General features: G+C 62.9%; 27 protein-coding genes. 11 read left to right on the forward strand and 16 right to left on the reverse strand.

Annotation, left to right across the window (positions count from 1 at the left end; genetic code table 11):
* Positions 1-102: 102 nt before the first annotated feature.
* From ACYU7Q_RS06245 to ACYU7Q_RS06260, 4 genes are all read right to left on the reverse strand, one after another.
* Entirely contained in the window at positions 103-771 is a 669-nt protein-coding gene (locus tag ACYU7Q_RS06245; RefSeq protein WP_460608737.1) for a YggS family pyridoxal phosphate-dependent enzyme, read from the reverse strand.
* 140 nt (positions 772-911) lie between these two features.
* A complete protein-coding gene (locus ACYU7Q_RS06250) occupies positions 912-1,934 on the reverse strand; it encodes a vWA domain-containing protein (RefSeq protein WP_460608568.1) in 1,023 nt (340 codons plus the stop codon).
* A gap of 79 nt (positions 1,935-2,013) precedes the next feature.
* On the reverse strand, positions 2,014-2,946 hold the full coding sequence (locus ACYU7Q_RS06255) for a hypothetical protein (protein ID WP_460608569.1): 933 nt from the start codon (positions 2,944-2,946) through the stop codon (positions 2,014-2,016).
* Positions 2,939-3,841 carry a DUF58 domain-containing protein gene (locus ACYU7Q_RS06260; protein ID WP_460608570.1) on the reverse strand — a complete coding sequence of 301 codons (903 nt, stop codon included), beginning with the start codon at positions 3,839-3,841 and terminating at the stop codon, positions 2,939-2,941. The genes ACYU7Q_RS06255 and ACYU7Q_RS06260 overlap by 8 nt, the downstream gene beginning before the upstream one ends.
* A 36-nt stretch (positions 3,842-3,877) precedes the next feature.
* Here ACYU7Q_RS06260 and ACYU7Q_RS06265 point away from each other — a divergent pair, with 36 nt between their 5' ends.
* On the forward strand, positions 3,878-4,300 hold the full coding sequence (locus tag ACYU7Q_RS06265; RefSeq protein WP_460608571.1) for a DUF4296 domain-containing protein: 423 nt from the start codon (positions 3,878-3,880) through the stop codon (positions 4,298-4,300).
* Here the strand turns inward: ACYU7Q_RS06265 and ACYU7Q_RS06270 are convergent.
* The 6 genes from ACYU7Q_RS06270 to egtB form a co-directional block, all read right to left on the reverse strand.
* Positions 4,297-4,653, reverse strand: a complete 357-nt coding sequence (locus ACYU7Q_RS06270) for a tRNA-binding protein (protein ID WP_460608572.1) — start codon at positions 4,651-4,653, stop codon at positions 4,297-4,299. The two genes, ACYU7Q_RS06265 and ACYU7Q_RS06270, sit on opposite strands and share 4 nt — an antisense overlap.
* A 166-nt stretch (positions 4,654-4,819) precedes the next feature.
* Positions 4,820-5,404, reverse strand: coding sequence for a DUF922 domain-containing protein (locus ACYU7Q_RS06275; RefSeq protein ID WP_460608573.1), 585 nt, complete (start codon positions 5,402-5,404; stop codon positions 4,820-4,822).
* A 137-nt stretch (positions 5,405-5,541) separates the two neighbouring features.
* On the reverse strand, positions 5,542-6,900 hold the full coding sequence (locus ACYU7Q_RS06280) for an MATE family efflux transporter (protein WP_460608574.1): 1,359 nt from the start codon (positions 6,898-6,900) through the stop codon (positions 5,542-5,544).
* 97 nt (positions 6,901-6,997) lie between these two features.
* Complete coding sequence (locus ACYU7Q_RS06285; protein WP_460608575.1) at positions 6,998-8,101, reverse strand: pyridoxal phosphate-dependent aminotransferase; 1,104 nt, start codon at positions 8,099-8,101, stop codon at positions 6,998-7,000.
* Positions 8,102-8,156: 55 nt separating this feature from the next.
* The gene (gene egtD / locus ACYU7Q_RS06290; RefSeq protein ID WP_460608576.1) at positions 8,157-9,131 is read right to left on the reverse strand and encodes an L-histidine N(alpha)-methyltransferase; all 975 of its coding nucleotides are present in this window, start codon (positions 9,129-9,131) and stop codon (positions 8,157-8,159) included.
* Between the two features lie 35 nt (positions 9,132-9,166).
* On the reverse strand, positions 9,167-10,519 hold the full coding sequence (egtB, locus tag ACYU7Q_RS06295; RefSeq protein WP_460608577.1) for an ergothioneine biosynthesis protein EgtB: 1,353 nt from the start codon (positions 10,517-10,519) through the stop codon (positions 9,167-9,169).
* Positions 10,520-10,783: 264 nt separating this feature from the next.
* Here egtB and ACYU7Q_RS06300 point away from each other — a divergent pair, with 264 nt between their 5' ends.
* From ACYU7Q_RS06300 to ACYU7Q_RS06315, 4 genes are all read left to right on the forward strand, one after another.
* Positions 10,784-11,047, forward strand: coding sequence for a KGG domain-containing protein (locus tag ACYU7Q_RS06300; protein ID WP_460608578.1), 264 nt, complete (start codon positions 10,784-10,786; stop codon positions 11,045-11,047).
* A gap of 45 nt (positions 11,048-11,092) precedes the next feature.
* Positions 11,093-12,163 carry an o-succinylbenzoate synthase gene (locus tag ACYU7Q_RS06305; protein WP_460608579.1) on the forward strand — a complete coding sequence of 357 codons (1,071 nt, stop codon included), beginning with the start codon at positions 11,093-11,095 and terminating at the stop codon, positions 12,161-12,163.
* A gap of 107 nt (positions 12,164-12,270) precedes the next feature.
* A complete protein-coding gene (locus ACYU7Q_RS06310; RefSeq protein WP_460608580.1) occupies positions 12,271-13,536 on the forward strand; it encodes an aspartyl protease family protein in 1,266 nt (421 codons plus the stop codon).
* Positions 13,537-13,596: 60 nt separating this feature from the next.
* Positions 13,597-13,974, forward strand: a complete 378-nt coding sequence (locus tag ACYU7Q_RS06315; protein ID WP_460608581.1) for a DUF423 domain-containing protein — start codon at positions 13,597-13,599, stop codon at positions 13,972-13,974.
* A gap of 79 nt (positions 13,975-14,053) precedes the next feature.
* Here the strand turns inward: ACYU7Q_RS06315 and ACYU7Q_RS06320 are convergent, their stop codons facing one another.
* The 3 genes from ACYU7Q_RS06320 to ACYU7Q_RS06330 all read right to left on the reverse strand — a co-directional run bounded on the left by ACYU7Q_RS06320 (position 14,054) and on the right by ACYU7Q_RS06330 (position 16,653).
* Positions 14,054-14,587, reverse strand: coding sequence for a DUF1573 domain-containing protein (locus ACYU7Q_RS06320; RefSeq protein WP_460608582.1), 534 nt, complete (start codon positions 14,585-14,587; stop codon positions 14,054-14,056).
* Between the two features lie 168 nt (positions 14,588-14,755).
* Positions 14,756-16,186 (reverse strand): ATP-dependent DNA helicase, encoded by a 1,431-nt coding sequence (locus ACYU7Q_RS06325; RefSeq protein WP_460608583.1) that lies wholly within the window; start codon positions 16,184-16,186, stop codon positions 14,756-14,758.
* A gap of 23 nt (positions 16,187-16,209) precedes the next feature.
* Complete coding sequence (locus tag ACYU7Q_RS06330; protein ID WP_460608584.1) at positions 16,210-16,653, reverse strand: PaaI family thioesterase; 444 nt, start codon at positions 16,651-16,653, stop codon at positions 16,210-16,212.
* Between the two features lie 70 nt (positions 16,654-16,723).
* Here ACYU7Q_RS06330 and ACYU7Q_RS06335 point away from each other — a divergent pair, with 70 nt between their 5' ends.
* The 4 genes from ACYU7Q_RS06335 to coaD all read left to right on the forward strand — a co-directional run bounded on the left by ACYU7Q_RS06335 (position 16,724) and on the right by coaD (position 19,458).
* Complete coding sequence (locus tag ACYU7Q_RS06335; protein ID WP_460608585.1) at positions 16,724-17,350, forward strand: DUF4126 domain-containing protein; 627 nt, start codon at positions 16,724-16,726, stop codon at positions 17,348-17,350.
* A gap of 126 nt (positions 17,351-17,476) precedes the next feature.
* Positions 17,477-17,980 carry an NUDIX hydrolase gene (locus tag ACYU7Q_RS06340; protein ID WP_460608586.1) on the forward strand — a complete coding sequence of 168 codons (504 nt, stop codon included), beginning with the start codon at positions 17,477-17,479 and terminating at the stop codon, positions 17,978-17,980.
* A gap of 127 nt (positions 17,981-18,107) precedes the next feature.
* Positions 18,108-18,983, forward strand: a complete 876-nt coding sequence (locus ACYU7Q_RS06345; RefSeq protein ID WP_460608587.1) for a DUF3822 family protein — start codon at positions 18,108-18,110, stop codon at positions 18,981-18,983.
* 7 nt (positions 18,984-18,990) lie between these two features.
* On the forward strand, positions 18,991-19,458 hold the full coding sequence (coaD, locus tag ACYU7Q_RS06350) for a pantetheine-phosphate adenylyltransferase (protein WP_460608588.1): 468 nt from the start codon (positions 18,991-18,993) through the stop codon (positions 19,456-19,458).
* Between the two features lie 8 nt (positions 19,459-19,466).
* Here the strand turns inward: coaD and ACYU7Q_RS06355 are convergent, their stop codons facing one another.
* Both ACYU7Q_RS06355 and ACYU7Q_RS06360 read right to left on the reverse strand, forming a co-directional pair.
* Complete coding sequence (locus ACYU7Q_RS06355; protein WP_460608589.1) at positions 19,467-19,934, reverse strand: hypothetical protein; 468 nt, start codon at positions 19,932-19,934, stop codon at positions 19,467-19,469.
* A gap of 23 nt (positions 19,935-19,957) precedes the next feature.
* Positions 19,958-20,659, reverse strand: coding sequence for an NUDIX hydrolase (locus ACYU7Q_RS06360; protein ID WP_460608590.1), 702 nt, complete (start codon positions 20,657-20,659; stop codon positions 19,958-19,960).
* Positions 20,660-20,797: 138 nt separating this feature from the next.
* On the opposite strand from ACYU7Q_RS06360, the gene ACYU7Q_RS06365 reads away from it, so the two are divergent.
* The gene (locus ACYU7Q_RS06365) at positions 20,798-21,301 is read left to right on the forward strand and encodes a metallophosphoesterase family protein (RefSeq protein ID WP_460608591.1); all 504 of its coding nucleotides are present in this window, start codon (positions 20,798-20,800) and stop codon (positions 21,299-21,301) included.
* A 165-nt stretch (positions 21,302-21,466) separates the two neighbouring features.
* Here the strand turns inward: ACYU7Q_RS06365 and ACYU7Q_RS06370 are convergent, their stop codons facing one another.
* A complete protein-coding gene (locus tag ACYU7Q_RS06370; RefSeq protein ID WP_460608592.1) occupies positions 21,467-21,883 on the reverse strand; it encodes a hypothetical protein in 417 nt (138 codons plus the stop codon).
* A 262-nt stretch (positions 21,884-22,145) separates the two neighbouring features.
* Between ACYU7Q_RS06370 and ACYU7Q_RS06375 the strand changes: the two genes are divergently transcribed.
* Complete coding sequence (locus ACYU7Q_RS06375) at positions 22,146-23,192, forward strand: threonine aldolase family protein (RefSeq protein ID WP_460608593.1); 1,047 nt, start codon at positions 22,146-22,148, stop codon at positions 23,190-23,192.
* Positions 23,193-23,222: the final 30 nt, after the last annotated feature.

The following is a 23,222-nucleotide window of genomic DNA, read 5'->3' on the forward strand; positions in this document are numbered from 1 at the left end:
GGGAAGATAGGAGAATTTATAGCGCCGCGCTTGTGGAGCCCGGGCGTTTTTTTACCGCAGAGGGCGCAGAAGGCGCCACAGAAGACAACGCAGACGCCGCCCCTACCCCCGGCTGCCGAATATGGCGCTGCCCACCCGCACCAGCGTACTGCCTTCGGCTACGGCCAGCGGGTAGTCGCCGCTCATGCCCATCGAGATGTCGACGAAGGCCGGCGACTCGGCGAAATACGTTGCTTTCAGGTGGTCAAAATAGCGGTGCAGCGTTTGGAATTCCTGCCGCAGCTGGTCCTCGTCGTGGGTGAAGGTGGCCACGCCCATCACGCCGGTAAGGCGGATGTGGGTGAGCTGCGGAAACTCGGGCGAGGTCAGGATTTCCTCGGCTTCGGCCAGCGAGAGGCCCGATTTGGTTTCTTCCTGCGCGATGTGAAATTGCAGCAGGCCATTGATGACGCGGTTATTCGCGGCGGCGTGCTTGTTTATTTCGCGCAGCAACTTCAGGCTGTCGATGCTCTGGATGGTGTGCACGAAGGGGGCCAGCAGCTTCACCTTGTTGGTCTGGAGCTGGCCGATGAGGTGCCACTCCACATCGGACGGCAACTGCGGGTGCTTGGCGGCCATTTCCTGGGGCCGGTTTTCGCCGAAGCACCGTGCCCCAGCCGCATACGCCTCCTGTAGTAGCTCGACGGGGTGGGTTTTGGTGACGACGCACAGGCGCGCGGCTGTGCCAGCCAACTCGGCGTTGATGCGGTGGATGTTATCGGCGATGGACATTTTCATTTGGATAATTGAACGACGGTAGCCCGTCATGCAGCGCGCAGCGAAGCATCTTTACCGCGCAACTGATTGATTCTACTATTGAGGTAACGATGCTTCGCTGCGCTCTGCATGACGTCCTTTCAATCCTCACCCCGCTAATCTTCCAGCGGGTTGCTCAGAAACGTATTTTTCAGCAGCAGCCACAGCAGCCACAGCCCAATGCTGAGCCACAGATAGGGCCGGTAGAAATCCTTGGTGTTGCGAAAGCGGAGCTGCTTGATTTCGGATTTTTCGAGTCGGTTGATTTGGGCAAAGACTTCGCGCAACGCGCCCGTATCGGTGGCGCGGAAGAAGCGGCCATCGGCGGCAGCGGCGAGCTGACGCATGGTGGTTTCGTCGAGGCGGGTACTCACGTAGCGGGTGCGGCCGAGCGAATCCTGGCCGTAGGGCACGAAGCCATCCTTGCCCAGCCCGATGGTGTAGATGCGGATGCCGAAGGCGTGGGCCAGCTGCGCGGCCAGCAGCGGGTCGAGGCTGCCGGCATTGTTCTCGCCATCGGAGAGCAGGATGCAGACCCGCGACTTGGCCGTGGACTCGCGCAGGCGGTTGGTGGCCACGCCCAGGGCCGTGCCAATGGCCGTGCCGTCTTCCTTAATCATGCCCACGCGCAGGCTGGCGAGGTCTTCGCGTAGCAGGTCGTAGTCGGTGGTGAGGGGGGCCAGCGAGTAGGCTTCGCCGGCGAAGGCCACCAGGGCGAGGCGGTCGCCGGCGCGGGAGCTCAGGAACTCGGTGGCAATGCGCTTGGCGGCTTCGAGGCGGCTGGGGCGCAGGTCCTGGATTTCCATTGAGCCCGACACGTCGAGGGCCAGCACCAGGTCGATGCCCCGGCCGGACTGCTCCACGCGCTCGTCGGTGCGCTGGGGGCGGGCCAGGGCCACAATGGCAAAGCTGAGGGCGAGGCCCAGCACCACATCGGGCAGGAAGCGCAGCACAGCCGACCAGTCGCGCCGCACGGGGCCGGGCGCGAAGGCCACCGCCACCTGCGCCCGCCGCCGCGCCAGCACCCAGCGCAATACAAACAGCAGCGGCACGGCCGCGATGAGCAGCAGCAACCGCGGCTGCTGCCACTGGTAGCCGGCCAGCGTAGTGTAGCGCAGAAGGTTGAAAAAGTCGTTCAAGCGGGGGCGAAAGTAGCGCGGACTTTTAGTCCGCGCCCGGAATTGAAAGTCATTTGGACGCGCGGACTAAAAGTCCGCGCTACTCCGTGACGGACGCATACCGCCGCTCGGCAAAGCCCCGCAGGCGCTGGAAGGCACGGTCTACTTCGGCGGCTTCCTCGGTTTGCACGTTGCCGTAAATCACCTTATCGGTGACGTTTAGGGCTTTGCGCACGTCGGAATCATTCTCAAAATAGGCCACGATTTCGCGGGTGGTGAAGGAGTTCAGGCCGCTGTTTTCGAGGCCGGCGAGGTAGTTTTTCCAAAGCACCACGGCCCGCTCCACGTTGGTGGCCGAGCGCGAGAGTTCGAACCGCTCGACGTGCCGCGCGAACTGCGCCAGGAAATAGCCGTGGTTTTTGCGCCGCTTGTAGGCCGAGTAGCGCCGCACCAGCCCCCGCCGAAACAGCGCCGCCCCGCCCGCCAGCAGCATCAGCACGGCCAGCGCCCCGGCCAGCCAATACGGGTAGTTAAAAATGGGCTCGATGGGCACCAGCACCAGGTTTTGGCGCAGGGCGGGCAGCGCGGCGGCACCACGCAGCGGCGCTGCCGTGCGCAGCAGACGCACGCGGCTGGGCAGCGGCAGAATGTTCAGCGTGTCGGGGCCTTGCAGCACGGCCACGGGCAGGGCCAGCGTTTGCACCGAATCGAGCCGGAAGGTGCGCAGGTGGTACACGGCGCGGTCGAGGCTGACGCCGCGCCGGGTGCGGGTGGGGTAAAAGGTCTTGCCCGCGTACTCGAACGGCGCAAACTTGGCCAGCGAATCGGGGAACACCACCTCCAAATCGGGCGCGTGCTCGTAGCGCAGCTCGTAGTCGAGCGGCTCGCCCACCAGCACGGTTTGTTTCAGAAAGCGGCCCTGCGGGATGGGGGGCGGGGTCTGGGCCAAGGCAGTAATGCCCGGCAGCAAGCTGACAAGCAGGCTGAGCACCACACGCCGTCCTCCCTCAAAATGCCCGATGTGCTTACCCATTTCGACCCAATTGACGGCGGTGGCGAAACAGGTTCACGAGCTGCGGCACGAAATCGCCCTCCGTGCTCAGGGCCAGGAAGCCGGTGCGGTGGCGGCGGCAAATATTCACCAACTCGGCCTCCTGGCGCTCGGCTTGGGCCTCCATGCGGGCGCGGAAATCGGGGCTGGAGGTGTTCACCCAGCGCACCTGGCCGGTTTCGGCATCGCGCAGGGGCACGATGCCCAAGGGCGGAAACGTGCGCTCGCGCGGGGCCTGGAGCTGCACCACAATCAGGTCGTGGCGCTGGGCCAGCATGGTGAGCTCGCGCTCGTAGTTGCCATCAATAAAATCGGACACCAGCACCACCAGACTGCGGCGCTTGAGCAGCCCCAGCGCCTGTCGGATGCCCGCCCCCACCCCCGTACGGGCCGAAACCGGCACCAGCCCAAACAGCCGGTTGATGAGCGCATAGGCCGCCCGCGGCCCCTTGCCGGGCGGCAAATACAGCTCCTTCTGGTCGGAAAACGCGAACAGGCCCAGCGCCGAGCCCTGCCGGGCGGCCGAGAGCGCCAGCAGCCCCGCAATGTCGCGGGCCACGTCGAGCTTGCGGCGCTGGCCGTCGCCCACGTCCAGCGAGCCGCTCACGTCCAGCAGCACCAGCACCTGCTGCTCCTTTTCCTCCTTGTAGGTTTTCACGAAGGTGCCGTGGCCCTTGCTCGATACGTTCCAGTCGATGGCGCGCACCTCGTCGCCGTACTGGTAGAGGCGCACGTCGTCGAATTCGAGGCCCGTGCCCTTGAATACGGAGTGGAAATCGCCCTGTAGCTGGGCCTCCACCGCCTTGCGAATGCGGATTTCGAGGTGGCGCAGGCGGCGCACCAGGTCGGTGAGGGCCGAGGGCACGGAGGGGTTCATGGCGACGAAGCTACGGCGCGGGGCTAACTTTGCGGCGTGAAATCATTTCGTCGCTGCTGCCTGGGCCTGGTGCTGGCCCCCCTCCTGCTGGCCTTGCCCGCCTGCGATGTTCCCGAAGAAGCCCCCAAACCGCTCGACCTGGTGCCCCGGGAGAAAATGGCCCAGATGCTGGCCGACCTGCACCAGCTCGAAGCGCAGGTGGAAAGCAGCCGCCTCTCGCCCGATTCGGCCCGGGCGCTGTTCCTGACCCAGCAGAAAAACCTGTTCTGGAAGCACGAAGTCACCGACTCCTCTTTTCAGCGCAGCTACCGCTACTACGGCATCCACAACAAGGATTTGAACGAAATCTACGCCGGCGTTATCGACACGCTCAACCAGCGGGAAGCCCGGCTGAACCCCGCCACCGCTAACCAACCGCGCGCCGACCAGTGGGGACCGGCCCCGGCCAAAACCAACTAAACCAGCCGCTGCCCGTTGGGCACCGCACCCGCCACGGCGGCCAGCACAATGTGCCCGTCGGCATCAGCAAAGCCGGTTACCAGCACCTCAGAGCGGAACTTCCCAATCTGCTTGGGCGGGAAATTAACCACGGCCAGCACCTGCCGGTCTACCAATTCCTCCAAGGTGTAGTGGTGCGTAATTTGAGCGCTGGACTTTTTGAGGCCGATTTCCGGCCCGAAGTCAATCAGCAATTGGTACGCCGGCCGGCGCGCTTCCGGGAAAGCCCGCGCCTCCCGGATGGTGCCCACACGCACGTCGACGCGCTCGAAATCGGCCCAGGTGATGGTAGCGGGGATGGATGGGGAAGTCATGGGGTACAGAGGATAAATCAGGGAACAAAAAAGGTCATGCTGAGCGCAATCATAGCATCTCTACCGCAATACTATTCCTTTCGATTGGATTAGTTACACGGTAGAGATGCTTCGACTGCGCTCAGCATGACCGTTCTTTTGCTGAAACAAACTTCAACAAAGCTCCTTACTGCACCGCAAATGCCTTGAGTTGCTCCAGCTTTAGCTGCGTCTGCTTTTCCCAGGCGGCCTGGCGGACGGCGTTCAGGCCGTGGCCGGTTTCCTGGTCGTAGCGGTTCTGCTCATTGTCCCAGGCCGCGTACACGGCTTTGGTCACGTTGTTGAAAGCCGGCTGAAGCTTGTTGCAATCGGCCTTGGCGGCGAAAGCGGCCAGCTTCTGGCGCATGAGGCGGGCATAGGCTTCGGTGATGTCGAAGTGCAATTGTTCGTGGCGCAACAGGGCTTCGGAGGCCAGTTTGGGGTTTTGAAACCACGAGGTATTGGGGTCGAACGAGGCCGTCACGGTAGCGCTGAACACAAAGTCGCGGCAGGCCGCATTGGACTTAATATCGGCCGAAGTGAGGGCCGCCAGCCGGTCCGACGGCCCGGGGTGGCCCTGAAAGTCGGCCATCGTGAGCCGCCGCGTAGCCGACCACGGAATGGGCGGTGCGGGCGCGGGCTTGGCAACGGGGGGGGCCACAGATTGAGGTTTCACGGCCGGGCCTTGCAGCAGCGCCGCAGCCGTCAGAAGCGAAGTCAAAAGAGAAAGCATGAGGCAAAATAAGAATATGCACGCAGCCGGCGCGAATTGCCGACGGCCATAGCGCGAACCGTAGCGTACACTTTGTAGTTCGCGTCCCCGCGCCAATGCAACGATTGTTGTTGGGGACGCGAACTACAAAGTGTGCGCTACGGCACGGCTACCGGCTCGGGCACGAAGCCCGGCGCGGTTTCGCGCCGGAAGCGCACAATGAGCACGCCCGCCACGATGGTAAGCCCCAGCAGCAGCCCCGTCCACACGCCCGGCGCCCCAAAATGCAGCCGGAACCCCAGGAAATAGCCCAGCGGCAGCGCCACCGCCCAATACGCCAGCAAGGCCACCACCGACGGCACTTTCACATCCTCCAGCCCGCGCAATGCGCCCAGCCCCATCACCTGCAAGCCATCGGAAACCTGAAACAAGGCCGCGATGAGCAGCAGCGTGCCGGCCTGCGCTACCACGGCCGCATCGTGGCTGTAGAGCAGCGGGGCCTGGTGCCGCAGCACAATAAACAGCGCTCCCATCGTGGCCATAAACCCAAAGCCCAGCACGTAGGCCGCGAAACCAGCCTGCCGGGCCGCCGCCATGTCGCCGCCACCCATCAGCTTGCCCACCCGGATGGTGGCCGCCGCCGCAATGCCGCTCGCCGCCATGTAGGTTATCGAAGCCAGGTTGATGGCCACCTGATGCGCGGCCAGCGGCACCGCGCCCAGCCAGCCAATCATGATGGCGGCCGTGGCAAAGGCTCCTACTTCAAACGCCATCTGCACGCCGATGGGCGCGCCGATATTGAACAGCCGAGCCAGCGTGGCCCAATCGGGCAGCCAGCGGTGCACGGCGGCGCGGTACTGGTGCAGGCGCTGGGCCAGCAGAACATACGCGGCCATAAGCCCGGCCATGAGCGTGCGGGCAATAAGCGTGGCCCAGGCCGAACCCATCAGGCCCATTTGGGGCGCCCCCCAGTGGCCGAACACCAGCGCGTAGCACAGGGCGGCGTTCACCACATTGGCTAATACCGAGAGCCACATGGCCTGCCGGGTGAGCCCCAGCCCTTCGGCAAACTCGCGGAAGCCCTGAAAAATCATCAACGGCAAAAACGACCAGCTGATGACCCGTACCCAGGGTGCAGCCAGTGCCTCCACGGCCGGGGCCTGGCCGAGGTAGTGCATGAGCGGCGGCACCAGCTGGCCCAGCCCGGCCAGGGCCAGCCCGGCCAGCACGCTCAGCCAAACGGACGATACCAGGAGGCGGGCCAGGTCGGGTAGGTCGCGGCGGCCGTCAGCGGCGGCCACCAGCGGCACGCTGCCCATGCTCAGACCAATACCCAGAATCATGATGACGTTGGTGCTGTTCACGCCCAGGCTCACGGCGGCCAGCGGCACGGTACCCGTGCGCCCCACCAGCACCGAATCGACAAAACTCACCAGAATGTGCCCCAGCTGCGACAGCACTACCGGGTAAGCCAGCAACAGCGTGGGCCGCAAATGAGGACGAATATTACGCAGCATAATTCCCTAAAAAAGCCCGGCAAAGGTACGGGCCGCCCGCTCGCAGGGCGGCCCAATCGAAGTTGCAGGACCGGTGTAGAGATGCAAGGATGAGTCTCTACACCCCCACCACGCTTCCGATGATGGCCAGCGCCTGCCGCAAATCGGCCTCCGCTACGGCGTAGGACAGGCGTAGGAAACCCGGTGCGCCGCAGGTAGCCCCGTCCACCACTTCCACGCCGGCTTCGGCCAGCTGCCGCACCAGCGTGGCGGAGGCTTCCAGCGCCGGCAAACCAGATGCGAGGAAACGCGTGAAATCCGCAAAAACGTAGTAAGTGCCTTCAGGTGCGGCCACGGCGGGCGCGCCGGGCAGGGCCGCCAGCCCATCGAGCAGCAGCTGCCGGGTAGGCCGCAATTGCGCACACAGCGCCGCGCCAATGGCCTCGGCATGCTGCGTGGCGGCTAGTGCGGCCATTTGGGCCGGTACCGGCACCGCCAAGCCGGTGCTAAATATGTGCGCCGCCACGGCCCGTGCCAGCTCGGGCGGGGCCACCAGGCAGCCCACACCCCAACCCGCCAGCGCCAGCGACTTCGAGAAGCCACTCACCACTACATGCCGCTCGTGCAAGCCGGGCAGCGCCAGCAGCGTGGACACCGGCTCCGACCCGAAACTGATGCCCTCGTAAATCTCATCGCTAACGACCCAGAGGTCCGGGAATTCGGCCGTTACGGCCAATATCGCCGTCCACTCAGCCCGCGAATACACGCGGCCGGTGGGGTTGTTGGGGTTGCTGATAATGAGTAACCGCGTGGCCGGCGTGAGGGCCGCCCGCAGCATTGCGGGCGTAAGGGCATAATTATCGGCGGCACTGAGGGGCAGCGTGCGCAGTATGCCACCGGCCCGGCGCACCAAGTCGTAGAAGCCGAACCAGTTGGGCGTGGGCAGCAGCACATCATCGCCGGGCCGCAGCATTTCGCTGAGCAGGGCAAACAGGCCGGCTTTGGTTCCGGCCGTCACCACCACTTGTTCGGCCGTGACGTGGGTGGCACCGCGCTGGCGGTAGCGTTGGGCCAGGGCTTCGCGCAGCTCGGGCAGGCCAGCCACGGGGCTCACGGGCAGTGGCTGACCGTGCTGCCGGGCGGGGCGCAGGGCTTCATCGGCGGCGGCAAGGGCGACGGCGGGCACGGCAAAATTTCCGTAGCCGGAGGCGAGGGTAAGCATCGGGGTAATTTTATAACGTAGTGCGAACCGGCGGGACGCCAATGGGCCGTTCGCGCTACTGAGCGGCCAGCACCACATCGGCAAAATCGGTGGCAGCGTCGGTGAAATATTCCACTACCCGCAGGCCGGCTTCAGCGGCCAGGGCCTCAATCTGGGGCAGGGTGAATTTGTAGGAGTTTTCAGTGTGAATTACTTCCCAGGCCGCGAAATCGAAGGTTTCGTCGAGAGCGGCCACGCGCACTTTCTGGGCGCGGGTGCTCACCAAAAAGGAGCGCACGGCCCCGTTCAGGGGGTTATAGTCGGTATAGTGCTGCCAGTGGGCGAGGTCGAAATCAGCCCCCAGCTCGCGGTTGAGGCGGGTGAGCAGGTTGAGGTTGAAGGCCGCCGTCACGCCTTGGGCATCGTCGTACGCCGCCCGGATGCGGCGCGGGTCCTTCTGCAAATCGAAGCCAATGAGCAGGCGGTCGGCCGGGGCCAGGGGCGCAGCGAGTTGGCGCAGAAAATCCAGCCGCTCGGCCGGGCCGAAGTTGCCGATGTTCGAGCCCAGAAACAGCACCGCCTTGCTGCCCGGCCAGGTGCGCAGCTGGGTGAGGGCCGTGGCGTAATCCTCCACCACGGGGGCCACGTTCAGCGCCGGCAGCTCTTGCTTTAGGGCGGCCACCAGCCCCGTCATGGCTCCCGCCGAAATATCGACCGGGGCGTAGGTAAACGGCGTACCGGCCGCCAGCAGCTCGCGCAGCAGCAGCTTGGTTTTGGCCCCGTCGCCGGCCCCCAATTCCACTAGCGCGAAGTCGCCGCCCCCCGCCGGGCTCAGGGCCGCCGCGATGGCCGCGCCGTGCTCCCGAAAAATAGCAAACTCGGCCCGCGTAGGGTAATACTCCGGCAAATCCATGATTTGCTGAAACAAGCGGCTGCCCGCGTCGTCGTAGAAATACATCGACGACAAGGCTTTGGGCGTGCGGTGCAGGCCCGTGGCCACGTGCCGCGCCAGTTCTGTTGCGGTGGGGCTCAGGATAGAAGAAATGGGCATAGGGGAAGCTAAAGAAACAAAAAACAAAGTACCACCTAGCGCGCCAGGCGAATGCCCGTGAACTGCCAGCGCTTGTCGGCGTGGAAAAAATTGCGGTAGCTGACGCGAATGTGGTTTTCGGGCGTGGCACAGGAGCCGCCGCGCAGCACCAGCTGGTTTACCATGAACTTGCCGTTGTATTCGCCCAGCGCGCCGGCGGCGCGGGTGTAGCCGGGGTAGGCGTGGTAGGCCGAATAGGTCCACTCCCAGCAGTCGCCCAGCAGCTGGTGGCACTGGGCAGGGTCGGCATCGGCGGGCAGGGGCTGCGGGTCGAAAAGGTTGCTTTCGAGCCAGGTGCCGGCGCTGGTAGTGGCCCCAAAGTGGCGGGCAGCGGCCTCCCATTCGGCCTCGGTGGGCAGGCGAGCGCCGGCCCAGTTGGCGTAGGCGTCGGCCTCGTAAAAGCTGATGTGCGTGACTGGTGCTTCGGCCACCACCGCTTGCAGGCCGTGGTGCGTGAAGCGGTGCCAGCCATCGGCGTGCCGCACCCAGTAGAGCGGCGCTTCCCAGCCCTGGGCCTGGGCCAGGTCCCAGCCCTCGCCCATCCAGTAGCGGAAATCGCGGTAGCCGCCAGCCTCGATGAACGCCTGGTATTCGGCGTTGGTTATCAAGCAGTTTCGCAGCTCAAATGGAGCTAGCAGCACATCGTGCGCCGCCAACTCATTATCAAAGCAAAAGCCGATTTCCTGAAAGCCTATTCGGTGCACGCCGCCGGGCACGGGCAGCCACGCCGCTGCTTTCGAGTTAAGAGCGAAGAGCGAAGAGTCAGGAGCTGGTGAGTTTGCATCAACTCCTGACTCTTCGCTCTTCGCTCTTCGCGGTAACTCTTCTCCGAGGTAGGCCGGGGCCAGCGGGCTGGTGCTCAGGATGTATTTAATGTCGGTGGCCAGCAGCTCCTGGTGCTGCTGCTCGTGCTGAAGGCCCAGTTCCAACAACTCGAAGAAGACCGGCGGCAGGTCGCGCCGCTCGGTGAGCAGCTGGCCAAACGCGGCATCGACGTGGGCGCGGTAGGCCAGCACGTCGGCCAGGGCCGGGCGTGAGAGCGTGCCGCGGTCGGCGCGGTTCACACGCGAGCCCAGCGAGTTATAGTAGGAATTGAACAGGTAGGCGTAGTCCGGATGAAACAGCTGGTAAGCAGGCGCGTACTCCTTCAGCAAAAAGGTTTCCCAAAACCAGGTAGTGTGGGCCAAGTGCCACTTGGGCGGGCTCACGTCGAGCATGGGCTGCACCACAGTATCTTCGGGCAGCAGCGGCGCGCACAAGGCCTGACTTTGGGCGCGCACGGCACGGAAGCGGGCCAGCCAGGCCGGGGCCACGCGGGGGGCGGCGGGTGAAACGTGAGCGTGGGTCATAACAAAGTAGCCGTGGAAATAGCCGGGCCTGCATCACTAACCGTATTAGCAGTTCGGAGGTTGTGTGAGAGGTCAAAAATACATAGCCCAGCAACCCGAATTAAACACGTAGGCCCGGGTAGAAATACGTAGGGTATCCTCGGTAGAAAGCGGTATTTAAGCCCTGTTTCAGCGATAAAAGTAACCATTATGGGTAAGAGTGGTAGGTAATGTTGGTTTGCCACGCTACCATTGCAACACACAAAACCTTCTTCCCTTAATCATATGAAGACTGCCGCCGCCACCGCCGAGCTAACAGCTGCACCCGCACTGAAAAGCAATACCCGCCCTGCTAACCGCGTGGGCACCAAGAGTCGTCGCGGCTTTGCCGCCATGAGCCCCGAAACCCAGCGCCGCATCGCCAGCGAAGGCGGCAAAGCTTCGCACGCCAGTGGCCGGGGCCACCGTTTTTCGGCCGATGAGGCCCGCGATGCCGGCCGAAAGGGAGGCCTTGTAAGCCGCCGTGGCAAAAGCCTCCAGGTAAAGTAGTGCCGCTACGCCCCACCGATGAAGCATGGCACGCATCTTTGCGCCATGCTTCATCTCCGCTTCTCGCAGCGTGCGCTGCGCTTCAATTTTTCGGCCCGCACTTCGCGGGGAGCCCTGGCCGAGCACCTGGCCTGGTACCTGCATCTGGCCGATGACGCCTCCCCTGCCGTGGAGGGCCTCGGCGAGGCCGCCCCACTTGCCGGCCTCAGTCCCGATTATGGCCCTGGTTTTGCCACCGCCATTGCTGAGCTTTGCCAACGCTTCAACGCCGGTGCATTCACTGCTTTTACAGCGGCCGATGCTCCGGCGTTTGTGGGTCCGGGGCACCCGGCGCTCACCTTCGCCCTCGAAACCGCTGCGCTCGACCTGGGCCGCGGCGGCCGGCACCAGCTTTACGATAATGCTTTCAGCCGGGGCGAAGCAGCTCTGCCCATCAACGGCTTGGTATGGATGGGCGATGCAACCTTCATGCGGGAACAAATCCAGCAGAAGCTGGCGGCGGGCTATTCTTGCCTGAAACTAAAAATCGGGGGATTGGATTTTGCCACCGAGTTGGGCCTGCTGGCTGAAATCAGGGCTGTAGCGCCGCCCGAGCAGCTTACGCTGCGCGTGGATGCCAACGGGGCTTTCGCACCGGCCGAGGCGCTGGCCAAGCTGACGCAGTTGGCGGCGTTCCACATCCACTCCATCGAGCAGCCTATTGCGGCGGGGCAACCGGCCGCCCTGGCCGAGCTGTGCCGCACTTCCCCCATCCCCATTGCCCTCGATGAGGAGCTGATTGGCATAGCCGAACCCGCGCAGCAGTCGGCACTGCTCGATACGGTTCGGCCTGCCTATGTCGTGCTCAAGCCCACACTACTGGGTGGCCACGCCGCCACGCGCCACTGGATTGCGCTGGCCGAGGCGCGCGGCATCGGTTGGTGGATTACTTCGGCCCTGGAATCGAACGTCGGTTTGAACGCCGTGGCCCAGCTCACGGGTGAGTACGACGTGCACGGGTTTGCCCAAGGGCTGGGCACGGGCCGGCTCTACCACAACAACTTAGCTGCGCCGCTGCACCTCAGCGGCGGAACCTTGCGCTACGCTCCCGAGGGGACCTGGGAAGCTCCCGGGTAGGTGCAAACGAGTGGGTGCAACCCCAGCTCCAGTGGCCGTTTGCACCCCATGTAAATAATAGCGTGTCTTTTCGCTTTATTTGCCGGCCTGCTTGAGTTGTCCCGATTATGCGTAGCCCGCACATAGTGTTTTTGCTGGTTGCCTGGGCCCTTTTCGGGGGGCTGAATTCGCCCGTTTGTGCCCAGTCGGCGCTGCCACCTGGTCCTTTCGTCTTCACCCGCGCCAAAGACCACCAGACCTCGCTGAACTTCCAGGTGCAACGCAACCTGTTGGTGGTGAAGCTGCGGCTTAACGGGGCCGGACCCTTCAATTTTCTGCTCGACTCGGGCGTGGGTATGTCCATCATCACTTCCCCGCAGCTGGCCGACTCGTTGCGCCTGCACAGAAAGGAATACTTTCGGGTTGTCGGCATGGGCGGCACCGATACCGGCCTGCTCGCCTACCAAACCGACAGCGTACGCGTGGAATTGCCCGGCGCAGTGGCCCCCCACATGAACTGGCTGGTGATGTCGGAAGACGTACTCAATCTCTCGGGCTACGTGGGCCTGCCCATTAGCGGCATTCTAGGCTCCGAGCTGTTTCGCAGCTTCGTGGTGGCCGTTCATTCAGAAACATCTTCCCTTTTACTCACCGACCCGGCTACCTACCGCCCGCCCCGGGGCAAGCGCTGGTCGAGCCTGCCGCTGTCGCTGGAAAATAACAAGGCCTACCTCACCGCGCCCGTGCAGCTCAACGATTCGCTCACCATGCCGCTTAAGCTGGTGCTCGACACCGGAGCCAGCCATGCCTTGTCTCTGGAGCTGGACTCCGACCCGCGCATGACGGCCCCTGCCCGCCGCCTGCCCACCGACCTGGGCCGGGGGCTAACGGGCACGGTACGGGGATTTCTGGGGCGGGTGCCTACCCTGCACCTGGGGCGCTACACCCTACACTCGGTCCTCACCTCCTTCCCCGATGCTGCCGACGTACACCGGCGCATCGATGTGCCCCGCAATGGCAACATTGGCTACGAGCTGCTGAAACGGTTTTCCTTAGTCATCGACTACACCCACCGCCGACTGCTACTCCGCCCCAACACCAAATTTCGCGAGCCGTTTGAGCACGACATGTCCGGGCTCGACCTACTTGCTACCGGGGAAGATTACCATCGGTTTCTGGTACTCTGGGTTTTGCCCGACTCGCCAGCGGCCTCTGCCGGCCTCGAACCCGGCGAGGAGTTGCTCAGCATCAATTTTTTACCAGCCCTGGCCTTCACGCTCACGCAGCTCGACCGGATGCTGCACTCCGAAGACGGCCGCGTGCTCCTGCTCGTGCTGCGCCGGCCGGATGGCAACCTCCATACCACTACCCTGCGCCTCAAGCGACAAATCTGATGCCCCGGCTTGCGGGCGGGCAGGCTACCTTCGGGCTTTCATTCTCCCCTATTCTCCTTTATGACAGCTCGACTTTTGATTCAGCTGGCCGCGATTTTCGGCGGCCTGGGCGTGGCCATCGGGGCCTTCGGAGCGCACGCCCTGCACGATATACTGGTGAAAGCCGGCCGCGCCGATACCTTCGAAACCGCCGTGCGCTACCAGTTTTACCATGCGCTGGCGGCCCTGGCTGTGGGCGTGCTCTGGGCCTCCCGCCCCGAGCTACGGAGCCTAGGCACTACGGGCGTGCTCTGGTTGGGCGGCATCGTCGTGTTCAGCGGCTCGCTTTATGCTTTGTGCTTCACGGGCGTGACCAAGCTAGGAGCCGTGGCGCCCATCGGCGGGCTACTGTTTCTGGCCGGCTGGGTTAGCCTGATATTGGCCGTGCGCGAGCTGTAAGCAATTTATTCAGGGCGCAAAAAAGGCCGCCTGCTTGCGCAGGCGGCCTTTTTACGTGGGTTTCGGCTTTGGTGAAACCTTATTTCACTTTAGCTTTCAGCTTGGTGTCGCCTACTTTCTCTTTCACTTTCTTGCCGTTGTCTTTGACAGCGGGAGCAGTCATAGTCGATTCGGTGGTGGCAGGAGTGGCGCTGGCAGCGGCCGTGGTGGCCTCTTTCACTTCGCCAACCAGCGAAACGGTGGTGCTGCCGGCGGTGGCGTTCGACTCAATAGTCAGCACTTTGTTCTGCATGCCCATTTTGCCAGCCGAGTTGAAGTGAGCGGCGATGGTACCGGTTTTGCCGGGAGCCACCGGGGCTTTGGTCCACTCCGGGGTGGTGCAGCCGCAGCTCACGCCAATGTTGGAGATGATGAGGGGGGCCGTGCCGGTGTTCTTAAACTTGAACGTATGGTCAACGGTACCGCCCTGCACTACCGAGCCGAAGTCGTACTTCACTTCTTCAAACGTGATGGCGGGGCCAGCCGTGGTGGCGGCTTTAGCGGCCGGAGCCTGGGCCTGCGCGGTGTAAGCGGCGGCGGTCAGGCTCAGGGCGAGGAGCAGGGACTTTTTCATAAAAATTCAGAAGGGGATGAAACGTTGATGGGCTGAGGGATGAACAAATTTAGTGGTTTCGGGCGCACTCACAAATTTCTGACCAAACTAGCTGGCCAAGCCTGAAGGAACGGTGAAGTATTGCCCAACGAAGCGGCCGCGCTTATGATTCCGCAGTTCCGGAGTGGTTCAGTCTTCCTCAACCGGGTCGCTAATTAGCTTTTGCTGGAAGTTGAGCAGGAATAGCCGCTCCGACGCCCGCGTGATGGCCGTGTAGAGCCAGCGCGCAAACTCGCCCGCCAGTGGCTCGTCGGGCTTCAAAAAGCCGTGGTCGACAAACACGGCCTGCCACTGCCCGCCCTGCGCCTTGTGGCACGTCAGCGCATAGGCAAATTTTACTTGCAGGGCATTGAGGTAAGGGTCTTTGCGCATCTCCTTGTAGCGCTCGGCCTTGGTTTTGAGGTGGGCATAATCCTCGCTCACGGCCAGGTACAGGGCATTGTTGCGGTCGGAAGGCAAGGCCGGGCTTTCAGTATGCAGCGTGTCGAGCAGCAGCTTAACCTCAATTTCGGGCTCGTCAGGGTAATCCACGAGCCGCACCTGGGCCTGCGCAAAATGGAAGCCGTACATCTCCTCGCGCCGGATGACTTTCGTGATTTGCAGGAAGTCGCCGTTGGCCAGGAAGCCAATTTCAGAGTCCTTCGGCAGCCAATAGTAGTTGTTGCGCACCACCATCAGGTAGTCGCCGCCCTCAATCTCCTCTTCGGCATCGAACAACGCCCTCCGGATGAGCTGGTTATACTGATTAGCGTTGCGATTAGAGCGGCAGATGATGGTGGTGTTTTCGTGGCCGAAGTTGCGGTAGGCCCAGCGCAGGCCGTCCTCCAGCTTGTCGCCGCCCATCTTAAAAATATCGCGGAAGCCCTTGGTATGCAGCTGAATATTGGGTGACTCCTCCCGCAATTCCTCCCGCAGTTCGGTAGCATTCACCAGAATGCCCGATTCCTGAGCCTGGCGCATTACCTGGCGCAGCTCTACACTGCCCACATCGGCGCGGAAGCGGTGGGCCAGCAGCTCGGGGTCGAGGGCCGGGCTCAGGAGCTGGCCCACCGGCGGCAGCTGCGCCGTGTCACCGATGACGAGGAGTTTGTTGCTGGTTTTCTCAAACACAAAGCCCATCAAATCGTCCAGCAAGCCGTTCTCGCCGAAGGCTTTCTCGTCCGAAATCATCGAGGCTTCGTCCACGATGTAGAGCGTTTGCTCGGCGCGGTTGGGCTGGCGCTGGAAGTTGAGCCGCTCAGAGGGGGAACCGCTGGTTTGGCGGTAAATCTTTTTGTGGATGGTGCTGGCGGCCACGCCCGCGTAACCAGCCATCACCTTGGCGGCGCGGCCGGTGGGAGCCATCAGGGTGTATTTGCGCTGCATCTTGTGCAGCCACTGCACCAGGGCGCTCACCACGGTGGTTTTGCCGGTACCGGCGTAGCCGCGCAGCACAAACACCTTGCGCCCGGGCAGCTGGTCTTTCAGAAAAGCGTCGAGCTGGGTGAAGAGCAGGGCCTGGTCGTCGGTGGGCTCGTAAGGGAAATAGTCGCGGACGGACGGGGTACGGAGGGAGAGCATCAGCAGTGATTACACTTAATCAATTACTGCGGTTCAATTACTGCCATGGTAGCGCTGGCTTTGGCAATCATCAGGTCGTCGCACCACACTTCGGCCTCGCAGAAGTGCAGGCGGCGGCCGGGTTTCAGCACCCAGCCAATGGCGCGGAGCTGGCGGCCCACGCCGGGATGCAGGTAGGAGATTTTCAAATCGGAGGTGACCACGCCGAAGGTATCCGGCACGAGCGTCACGGCTGCAAAGCCGGCTACCAAATCGGCCAGCGTGGCAATGAGGCCGCCGTGCGCGAAGCCGCGCTGCTGCAAGTGCTGGTTTTCCAGGGTAAGCTCGACCTCGACGCGGCCGGGGGTGATAACCGTCATTTCGGCCCCAATGAGGTGCATGAAGCCCTGGCCCAGCAGCTTGCGGCGGATGCGGGTTTCGAGGTCGGACGTGGGAGCGGAAACGGGAACGTGGTTTTCTGAAGACATTCGCCAAAGGTACTGGCTTGCGAACCGCGCCCGTATCTTTCGGCGGCACAATTCAGCTTTTGCAATGGTCATGGAACAGGTCCCGGCAATGCAGTTTCTGGTGGCGGGCGCGCTGGGCCTGGGGCTGGCGGCGTGCAGCGGGTTTCGGGTGTTTGTGCCGCTGCTGGCGGCCAGTATTGTTTATCACACCGGCTACCTGGTCCCGGCGGCGGGCTTTGTGTGGCTGGGCACCTGGGCGGCGCTGCTCACGCTGGCCACGGCCACGGTGGTGGAGGTGGCGGGCTACTACATTCCGCTGGTCGACCACCTGCTGGATACGCTGACCACGCCAGCTTCCTTCATAGCCGGCACCATTCTGATGACTTCGGCCCTCCCCCACCTCGACCCCACATTGCGCTGGACGCTGGGCATATTGGTGGGCGGCGGCACGGCCGGGCTGGTGCAAACCGGCACTGCGCTGCTGCGGGGTGCCTCCACCGCCACCACCGGCGGCCTGGCCAACCCCGTGCTGGCCACCGCCGAAAACACGCTGGCTGTGGGCGGCGTGGCCATTACGCTGCTGCTGCCACTGGTGGCAGCGGGGCTGGTGGTGTTGCTCCTAGTGTTCATCCTAACGCGGCTACGGCGCTGGCGGATGCGCCGCCGCGCGGCAGCCTCGGGCCGGCTGGAACAGGGCCAACACCGAGCCGACGGCTAACCTTCTTGCCAACAATTGCTTATCCGGACGCAGTTATTATTGATGAAACAATGTCGTTTCGAGGGCGTTTGCCGTACAAGGCTGCCGCCTGATAATCCGATGGCCTTTCACCCTGCCCAATAAGCCATGCCCGATTCGCCAAAGATTTCCCCTGACACGCTATTGCAGGCATATTCTGGTAAGGTAAGGGTGCGGGTTGGGGGGCTGCTGGTGCGCGATGGCGGCATGCTGCTGGCCGCCCACCGGGGCCTGCTGCCGCACGACGCGCCATTTTGGTCGCCACCGGGCGGGGGCTGGCAATTTGGCGAAAGCCTGAAACAAGCTTTGGTAAGGGAATTCCGGGAAGAAACCGGCCTCACGGTGCGCGTGGGGCGCTTCCTGCACCTGCACGAATTCAGCACCGATGAGCTCCAGGCCTTGGAGCTGTTCTTCGAGGTGCTGGCCGATGCGGACGCCCAACCCGCGCTGGGCCACGACCCCGAGCACGCCGCCGACCGCCAGCTTCTGACGGAGCTGCAATGGTTTACGCCCCGTCAGCTGCTGCAGGTGCCCCCGGCGCAGGTGCATCCGCTGCTGCGCATGGTACTCAGCCCCGACGACTTGTTCGTGCCCCAATTGCGCTTCGCTTGATTAATTCCCAGCAACGAACGCAGTCTTGAAGCGACAATCAAGTGGTCTGACTCGTTTCGCCGGCGGCAGCATCCCCAAGCGCGGCCTTATCTTTAGCCCCGGCCGTTGGCCTGCTTAGCTTCGATTCGTGCCTGCTCCTACTCCCTCTGCATCTTCCGCGTCGTCGGTGGCGTTGCCGCCCCTGTTGCGCCTGCGCGATGAGACCTTCGACCCCGCCAACCTGGGGGCCTACAACTTATACCTGCTAGCCAGCCCAGCCCGCCTGCAGGTGGCCGTGGCCGATGTGGAACGGCGCAAATTCGTGGTGCTCGAAGACTACCAGCTGCCCAATGGCGGCGTGCCGGCCTTGGCTGCCCAACATGACTTTCTGGGCCTGCGGGGCTGGAACGCGGTGCGGCTGGCCGTCACAGGCCGGGCATTTACGCTGCTGCCGGCCCCGCTGTTCCGGGCCGGTGACGAGGCCGCCGCTTTGCGCCTGCACCACACCCCCACGCCCACCGAAGTGGTGCGCCACACCACCCACCCCGGCCTCGAGCTGGTGAATGTATTTGCCGCCGATGCCACCCTGGCTGAGTGGCTGACGGCCACGTACGGCGCCACCGGTCGCTTGCTGCACCACACCAGCGCCCTGCTGGCGGGGCTGGTGCACCAGCGCGGCGCGGCCTCCCCGCGCCGGCTGTACCTCAACCCCGGCCCGCAGGAGCTGACGCTCGTGGTATTGGGCCAGCACCTCGAATACTGCAACGTATTCCCCTGCACCACTGCCGAAGACGTGGTGTACTACACCATCCTCGTAATGCAGGAGCTGGCCCTCGACCCCGACCAGGACGACGTGACCGTGTGGGGCGAGCTTACGCCCGATTCGGCCGTGTTCAGCCTGCTGCGCACCTACGTGCGCAACGTGCATTTTGGCCCCCGCCCCGGCAACGTGCAGTACAGCTACCGGCTCAACGACGTGTTTGAGTACCGCTATTTTGACTTATTCAGCCTGCATTTTGCCTGATAGCGCCATGCCTCGCACTGCCCTGTTCCCCGGCTCTTTCGACCCGTTTACCAATGGCCACCTCGACATTGTGCAGCGCGGGCTGGCACTGTTCGACCACGTTATTATTGCCATCGGCACCAATAGCAGCAAGCAGCGCTATCTGCCCGTGGAGCAGATGCAGGCCCTGATTGCCGGGCTTTTCGAACATGAGCCCCGGGTTTCGGTGCGCACATTCAAAGGCCTCACGGCGGAATTTGCCCGCGAAACCGGGGCTGATTTCCTGCTGCGCGGCTTGCGCAACAGCCCCGATTTTGAGTACGAAAAGCCCATCGCCTACGGCAACCAACACATAAATGCCGGGCTGGAAACGGTGTTTCTACTTACCTCGCCCACTCTGGGAGCCATCAGCAGCACCATTATTCGCGATATTCATCGCTTTGGGGGCAATGTGGATGCGTTCCTGCCTTTTGCGCTGCCGCCGCTGGCGCAGTAGCGCGGCCGCTACTGGCTGAGGGCCAGCGCTAACACCCGCAACCCCATAAGCTGTGTGGGGTGCTGGCGCTGAAAAAATGGCAGCACTAAATAATCGGGCGAGTTGAGTTGCAGGCCGCTACGGGCCATCAGCTCATTTTCGTTGCTGCCCATTAGCAGCAGCTCATTCACGCGCCGGGTACGGGCATCGTAAGCCACCACAATATTCAGGCCCCGGCGCTGAAACAACACCGTTGAATCGGGCCGCTCATCGGAGTGGATTGAAGGTACCCGCGTGGGGTCGGTAAAGGCATCCGGTACCGGCAGGCGCGGCCCCAATTGCCGGTTTATTTCATCGATGGACAGCGGCAGCAGGGCCGCTACGTTCAGCTGCGGCAGTTTCAGGGCCGCCGTGGCGACGGCGGGCACGGCGCGGTCGTGGTTGGGTTCGTGAGCGCCCGAACAGGCCCCCACCCCAACCACCAACGTACCAAGCACAAGTGTCTGAAACCACTGCATTGTTATTTTCCGTTCGCCGATACTTTGGAGGGTTTGCCGGCCATCTCGGTCAGGTAGTGGCGCACCACCAGTGCAATGGAGGCGTAGGAATCTTCCAGCTTGGCCAAGGCCTCCTGCGGCGACATCCAGCGCACTTCCTCGATGTACTCCTCGGTTTGCGGCTTCATCAGGCTGTCGTCGAGGCACTTCATGAGAAACCAGCTGGTTTTCTTCAGCATCTTGTTGCCTTTGTAGGCGTAGCTGTGCCAGGTGCTGGGCAATTCCTCGCCGAGCTCCAGCTTGATGTTCGTTTCCTCTTCCACTTCGCGCAGCGCACCCGCGGCCTGGTCCTCGTCGCTCTTGAGCTTGCCCTTGGGCAGGTCCCACTTGCCGAGGCGGTAAATCATGAGCACCTGGTCGCCTTTCACCACCAGCCCACCGCCGGCTTTGGCGATTTTGAACTGGTCTTTGAAATGCAGGGTGATGAATTTTTTCTTTTTGACCAGCATGGTCAGCGACTTCAGCTTTTTCAGCTTTTTCACCTCCATCAGGCGCAGCAGACGGTCGATGAACAGCGGGCCGGCGTCGCGTACCAGCACATCGCCCACCAGGTCCTTCGACGTGAAATCGTCGTCGGGGCTGAGAATGAGGTCAAACTTGTGCTTGTACACTTTTTCGCTGAGTTTCTTGATAACCAGCGGAATGTCGTTGATGAAAATGTTCATCGGAAGAAGCGAATTGAGGGAAGACGTCGGGCAAAAGCAAACCGCCGACGTCAGGAAAAAAATTAAGAGTCTGGTCGTTGGCAGCGGCTGCAAGATACGGGAATGGGCTGATTTGCCGGCCGCCCCCATCTTTGCGGCATGACACGCATTGGCCTGCTTTCCGACACCCACGGCTACCTCGACGAGCGAATTGCGCACCATCTGCGCGATTGCGACGAGATATGGCACGCCGGCGATTTCGGCGACGCCCGCGTGGTGGACGAATTGCAGGCTTTAGCGCCGCGCTTTCGGGGCGTGTACGGCAATATCGACGGCACGGACGTGCGCCGCACCCAACCCCTGGTCCAAGGCTTTGAAATTGAGGGCCTGCGCGTCTTAATTACCCACATTGGCGGCTACCCGGGGCACTACGCGCCGGCCGCCCGGCCCCTGCTCGACAGCGTGCGGCCGGGACTATTCATTACCGGGCACTCGCACATTTTGCGGGTGATGCCGGACCCGCGCCGCCACCTGCTGCACCTGAACCCCGGCGCGGCCGGGCAGCACGGCTTCCACCAGGTACGCACGCTGCTGCGCTTTGGCATCGACGCGGGCAAGGTGGTGGATTTGCAGGCCGTGGAACTGGGCAAGCGCGGTAAGTAGGCGGTCATTACGAGTGGAGCGTAGCGGAACGCGGCAATGACCGGCGGCAAAACCAACAAGCCCCGCGACCTGCAAAACAGGAAACGGGGCTTGTCGAATTTTTGAGTTGGCCAGCGAAACCTGCCGAATTGCTTTGGCCCGGCTCGATGGCAAACGGAAAATTACTTACAGAGCAATTTCAGGCTTGGGGTGCTCGCCTTCCTGACCGTCGGCGTTTACCGGCTTGGTTTCGGCATCAGCAGCATCGAAAGCGGCGGCGTTGTCGGCCGTCTCGTCGGTGCCAGAAACGGCTTCTTTAACAGAATCCACGGCGTCGGCTACTACTTCTTTGGCTTTCTCAACCACGTTGCTGTGCGCAACGCTGTCGGCCACTTCTTTCACTTTGTCGACGGCAGCAGCGGCCGTTTTCTTCACGGCAGCTACGGCACCGGCTACACCTGTGGGGGCAAAGCGCGATTTCAGCTCTTCCAGGTCCACATTTTTCAGGACGGGCGTGCGGAGCAACTCCTTAATGATGTGCTGCTTGTTGTTGGCGCGGGCAATGTTCTTGCGGTGCTTGCGCTTGAGGCGGGTAACGGTCATGGTGCCGGAATGATTAGAGTCTAGGGCTTACGAAACGGAGGGCAAAAGTAGGGCTTTCATTTTGAAAGTGCAAGTCCAGAAGGCATTTTGCTGAATTACTGCGTATTCGGCAAGGAGACGGCCGCCGGGTTTCGGACGCTACTTTTGCCCCGGCCGTCTCGCCCGGGCCGGAGGCTTCGTAGCGCTGGTTTGCGGCGCAAAAGCTTCCCGGGCGGCTTTTGCCACACCATTTTCTTCTGGCTCCTTCCATATATCTCAAATTATGTCCACAGAACACCCTGCACTTCCCCTGGTTGATTTGCGCTCCGACACCGTGACCCGCCCCACGCCCGCCATGCTGGCGGCCATGTGGGCCGCGCCCGTGGGCGACGACGTGTATGAGGAAGACCCCACCGTGCGCCGCCTCGAAGAAGCCGCCGCTGCCCGCTTCGGGCTGGAGGCTGGGCTGTTTTGCCCTTCGGGCACGATGACCAACCAGATTGCCATCAAGGCCCACACCGAGCCGCTGAGCGAGGTAATTTGCGAGCAGACGGCCCACGTTTATTTGTGGGAAGTGGGCGGCATTGCCTTTCATTCGGGGGCATCGGTGGCGCTGCTGACCGGCGAGCGGGGCCGCCTCACGGCCGCGCAGGTGGAGGCCGCCATCCGGCCCGAAAACGTGCATTATCCCACCACTCGCCTCGTGTGCCTGGAAAACACGCACAACCGGGGCGGCGGCAGCTGCTATGCGTTGGAAGACTTGCAGGCCATCAGCGAGGTGGCGAAAAAGCACGGCCTAGCGCGGCACCTGGACGGGGCGCGCATTTTCAATGCACTGGTAGCCACCGGCCAGCGCAGCGAGGATTACGGCCAGCTGTTCGACTCGATTTCGGTGTGCTTGAGCAAGGGCTTGGGCGCGCCAGTGGGCTCGGTGCTGTTGGGCTCGGCCGATTTTATTAAGAAGTGCAAGCGCATCCGCAAGGTGATGGGCGGCGGGTGGCGGCAGGCCGGCTACCTGGCCGCCGCTGGGCTTTTCGCTTTAGAAAATAATGTAGACCGCTTGGCCGACGACCACCGCCGCGCCGCCCATCTGGCCGCGACCCTGCGCCTGCAGCCCTACGTGGCCGAGGTGCTGAGCCCGGAAACTAACCTCGTCATTTTCCGCCTGCACGACAGCCTGCCCGCCGCCAATTTCCTGGCCTCCCTGGAGGCGCAAGGCATCCGGGCCAGCAGCTTCGGACCGCAGTGGATTCGGTTTGTGACCCATTTGGATGTGGACGATGCCATGGTGGCGCGCATTGAGGCGGCGCTTTCATCAATGGTTAAATGATTGAATGGGCGAATGAGCATGCGCCCATTC

It is taken from the genome of Hymenobacter terrigena, assembly GCF_054776515.1.

What these genes read in the sequence shown, in the direction of transcription:
- ACYU7Q_RS06245 (WP_460608737.1), bottom strand. Translation starts at nt 771, where the DNA reads ATGTCCATCGCCGATAACATCCACCGCATCAACGCCGAGTTGGCTGGC.
- ACYU7Q_RS06255 (WP_460608569.1), bottom strand. Translation starts at nt 2,946, where the DNA reads ATGGGTAAGCACATCGGGCATTTTGAGGGAGGACGGCGTGTGGTGCTC.
- ACYU7Q_RS06260 (WP_460608570.1), bottom strand. Translation starts at nt 3,841, where the DNA reads ATGAACCCCTCCGTGCCCTCGGCCCTCACCGACCTGGTGCGCCGCCTG.
- ACYU7Q_RS06270 (WP_460608572.1), bottom strand. Translation starts at nt 4,653, where the DNA reads ATGACTTCCCCATCCATCCCCGCTACCATCACCTGGGCCGATTTCGAG.
- ACYU7Q_RS06275 (WP_460608573.1), bottom strand. Translation starts at nt 5,404, where the DNA reads ATGCTTTCTCTTTTGACTTCGCTTCTGACGGCTGCGGCGCTGCTGCAA.
- ACYU7Q_RS06280 (WP_460608574.1), bottom strand. Translation starts at nt 6,900, where the DNA reads ATGCTGCGTAATATTCGTCCTCATTTGCGGCCCACGCTGTTGCTGGCT.
- ACYU7Q_RS06285 (WP_460608575.1), bottom strand. Translation starts at nt 8,101, where the DNA reads ATGCTTACCCTCGCCTCCGGCTACGGAAATTTTGCCGTGCCCGCCGTC.
- egtD (WP_460608576.1), bottom strand. Translation starts at nt 9,131, where the DNA reads ATGCCCATTTCTTCTATCCTGAGCCCCACCGCAACAGAACTGGCGCGG.
- egtB (WP_460608577.1), bottom strand. Translation starts at nt 10,519, where the DNA reads ATGACCCACGCTCACGTTTCACCCGCCGCCCCCCGCGTGGCCCCGGCC.
- ACYU7Q_RS06300 (WP_460608578.1), top strand. Translation starts at nt 10,784, where the DNA reads ATGAAGACTGCCGCCGCCACCGCCGAGCTAACAGCTGCACCCGCACTG.
- ACYU7Q_RS06305 (WP_460608579.1), top strand. Translation starts at nt 11,093, where the DNA reads ATGCTTCATCTCCGCTTCTCGCAGCGTGCGCTGCGCTTCAATTTTTCG.
- ACYU7Q_RS06310 (WP_460608580.1), top strand. Translation starts at nt 12,271, where the DNA reads ATGCGTAGCCCGCACATAGTGTTTTTGCTGGTTGCCTGGGCCCTTTTC.
- ACYU7Q_RS06315 (WP_460608581.1), top strand. Translation starts at nt 13,597, where the DNA reads ATGACAGCTCGACTTTTGATTCAGCTGGCCGCGATTTTCGGCGGCCTG.
- ACYU7Q_RS06320 (WP_460608582.1), bottom strand. Translation starts at nt 14,587, where the DNA reads ATGAAAAAGTCCCTGCTCCTCGCCCTGAGCCTGACCGCCGCCGCTTAC.
- ACYU7Q_RS06325 (WP_460608583.1), bottom strand. Translation starts at nt 16,186, where the DNA reads ATGCTCTCCCTCCGTACCCCGTCCGTCCGCGACTATTTCCCTTACGAG.
- ACYU7Q_RS06330 (WP_460608584.1), bottom strand. Translation starts at nt 16,653, where the DNA reads ATGTCTTCAGAAAACCACGTTCCCGTTTCCGCTCCCACGTCCGACCTC.
- ACYU7Q_RS06335 (WP_460608585.1), top strand. Translation starts at nt 16,724, where the DNA reads ATGGAACAGGTCCCGGCAATGCAGTTTCTGGTGGCGGGCGCGCTGGGC.
- ACYU7Q_RS06340 (WP_460608586.1), top strand. Translation starts at nt 17,477, where the DNA reads ATGCCCGATTCGCCAAAGATTTCCCCTGACACGCTATTGCAGGCATAT.
- coaD (WP_460608588.1), top strand. Translation starts at nt 18,991, where the DNA reads ATGCCTCGCACTGCCCTGTTCCCCGGCTCTTTCGACCCGTTTACCAAT.
- ACYU7Q_RS06360 (WP_460608590.1), bottom strand. Translation starts at nt 20,659, where the DNA reads ATGAACATTTTCATCAACGACATTCCGCTGGTTATCAAGAAACTCAGC.
- ACYU7Q_RS06365 (WP_460608591.1), top strand. Translation starts at nt 20,798, where the DNA reads ATGACACGCATTGGCCTGCTTTCCGACACCCACGGCTACCTCGACGAG.
- ACYU7Q_RS06370 (WP_460608592.1), bottom strand. Translation starts at nt 21,883, where the DNA reads ATGACCGTTACCCGCCTCAAGCGCAAGCACCGCAAGAACATTGCCCGC.
- ACYU7Q_RS06375 (WP_460608593.1), top strand. Translation starts at nt 22,146, where the DNA reads ATGTCCACAGAACACCCTGCACTTCCCCTGGTTGATTTGCGCTCCGAC.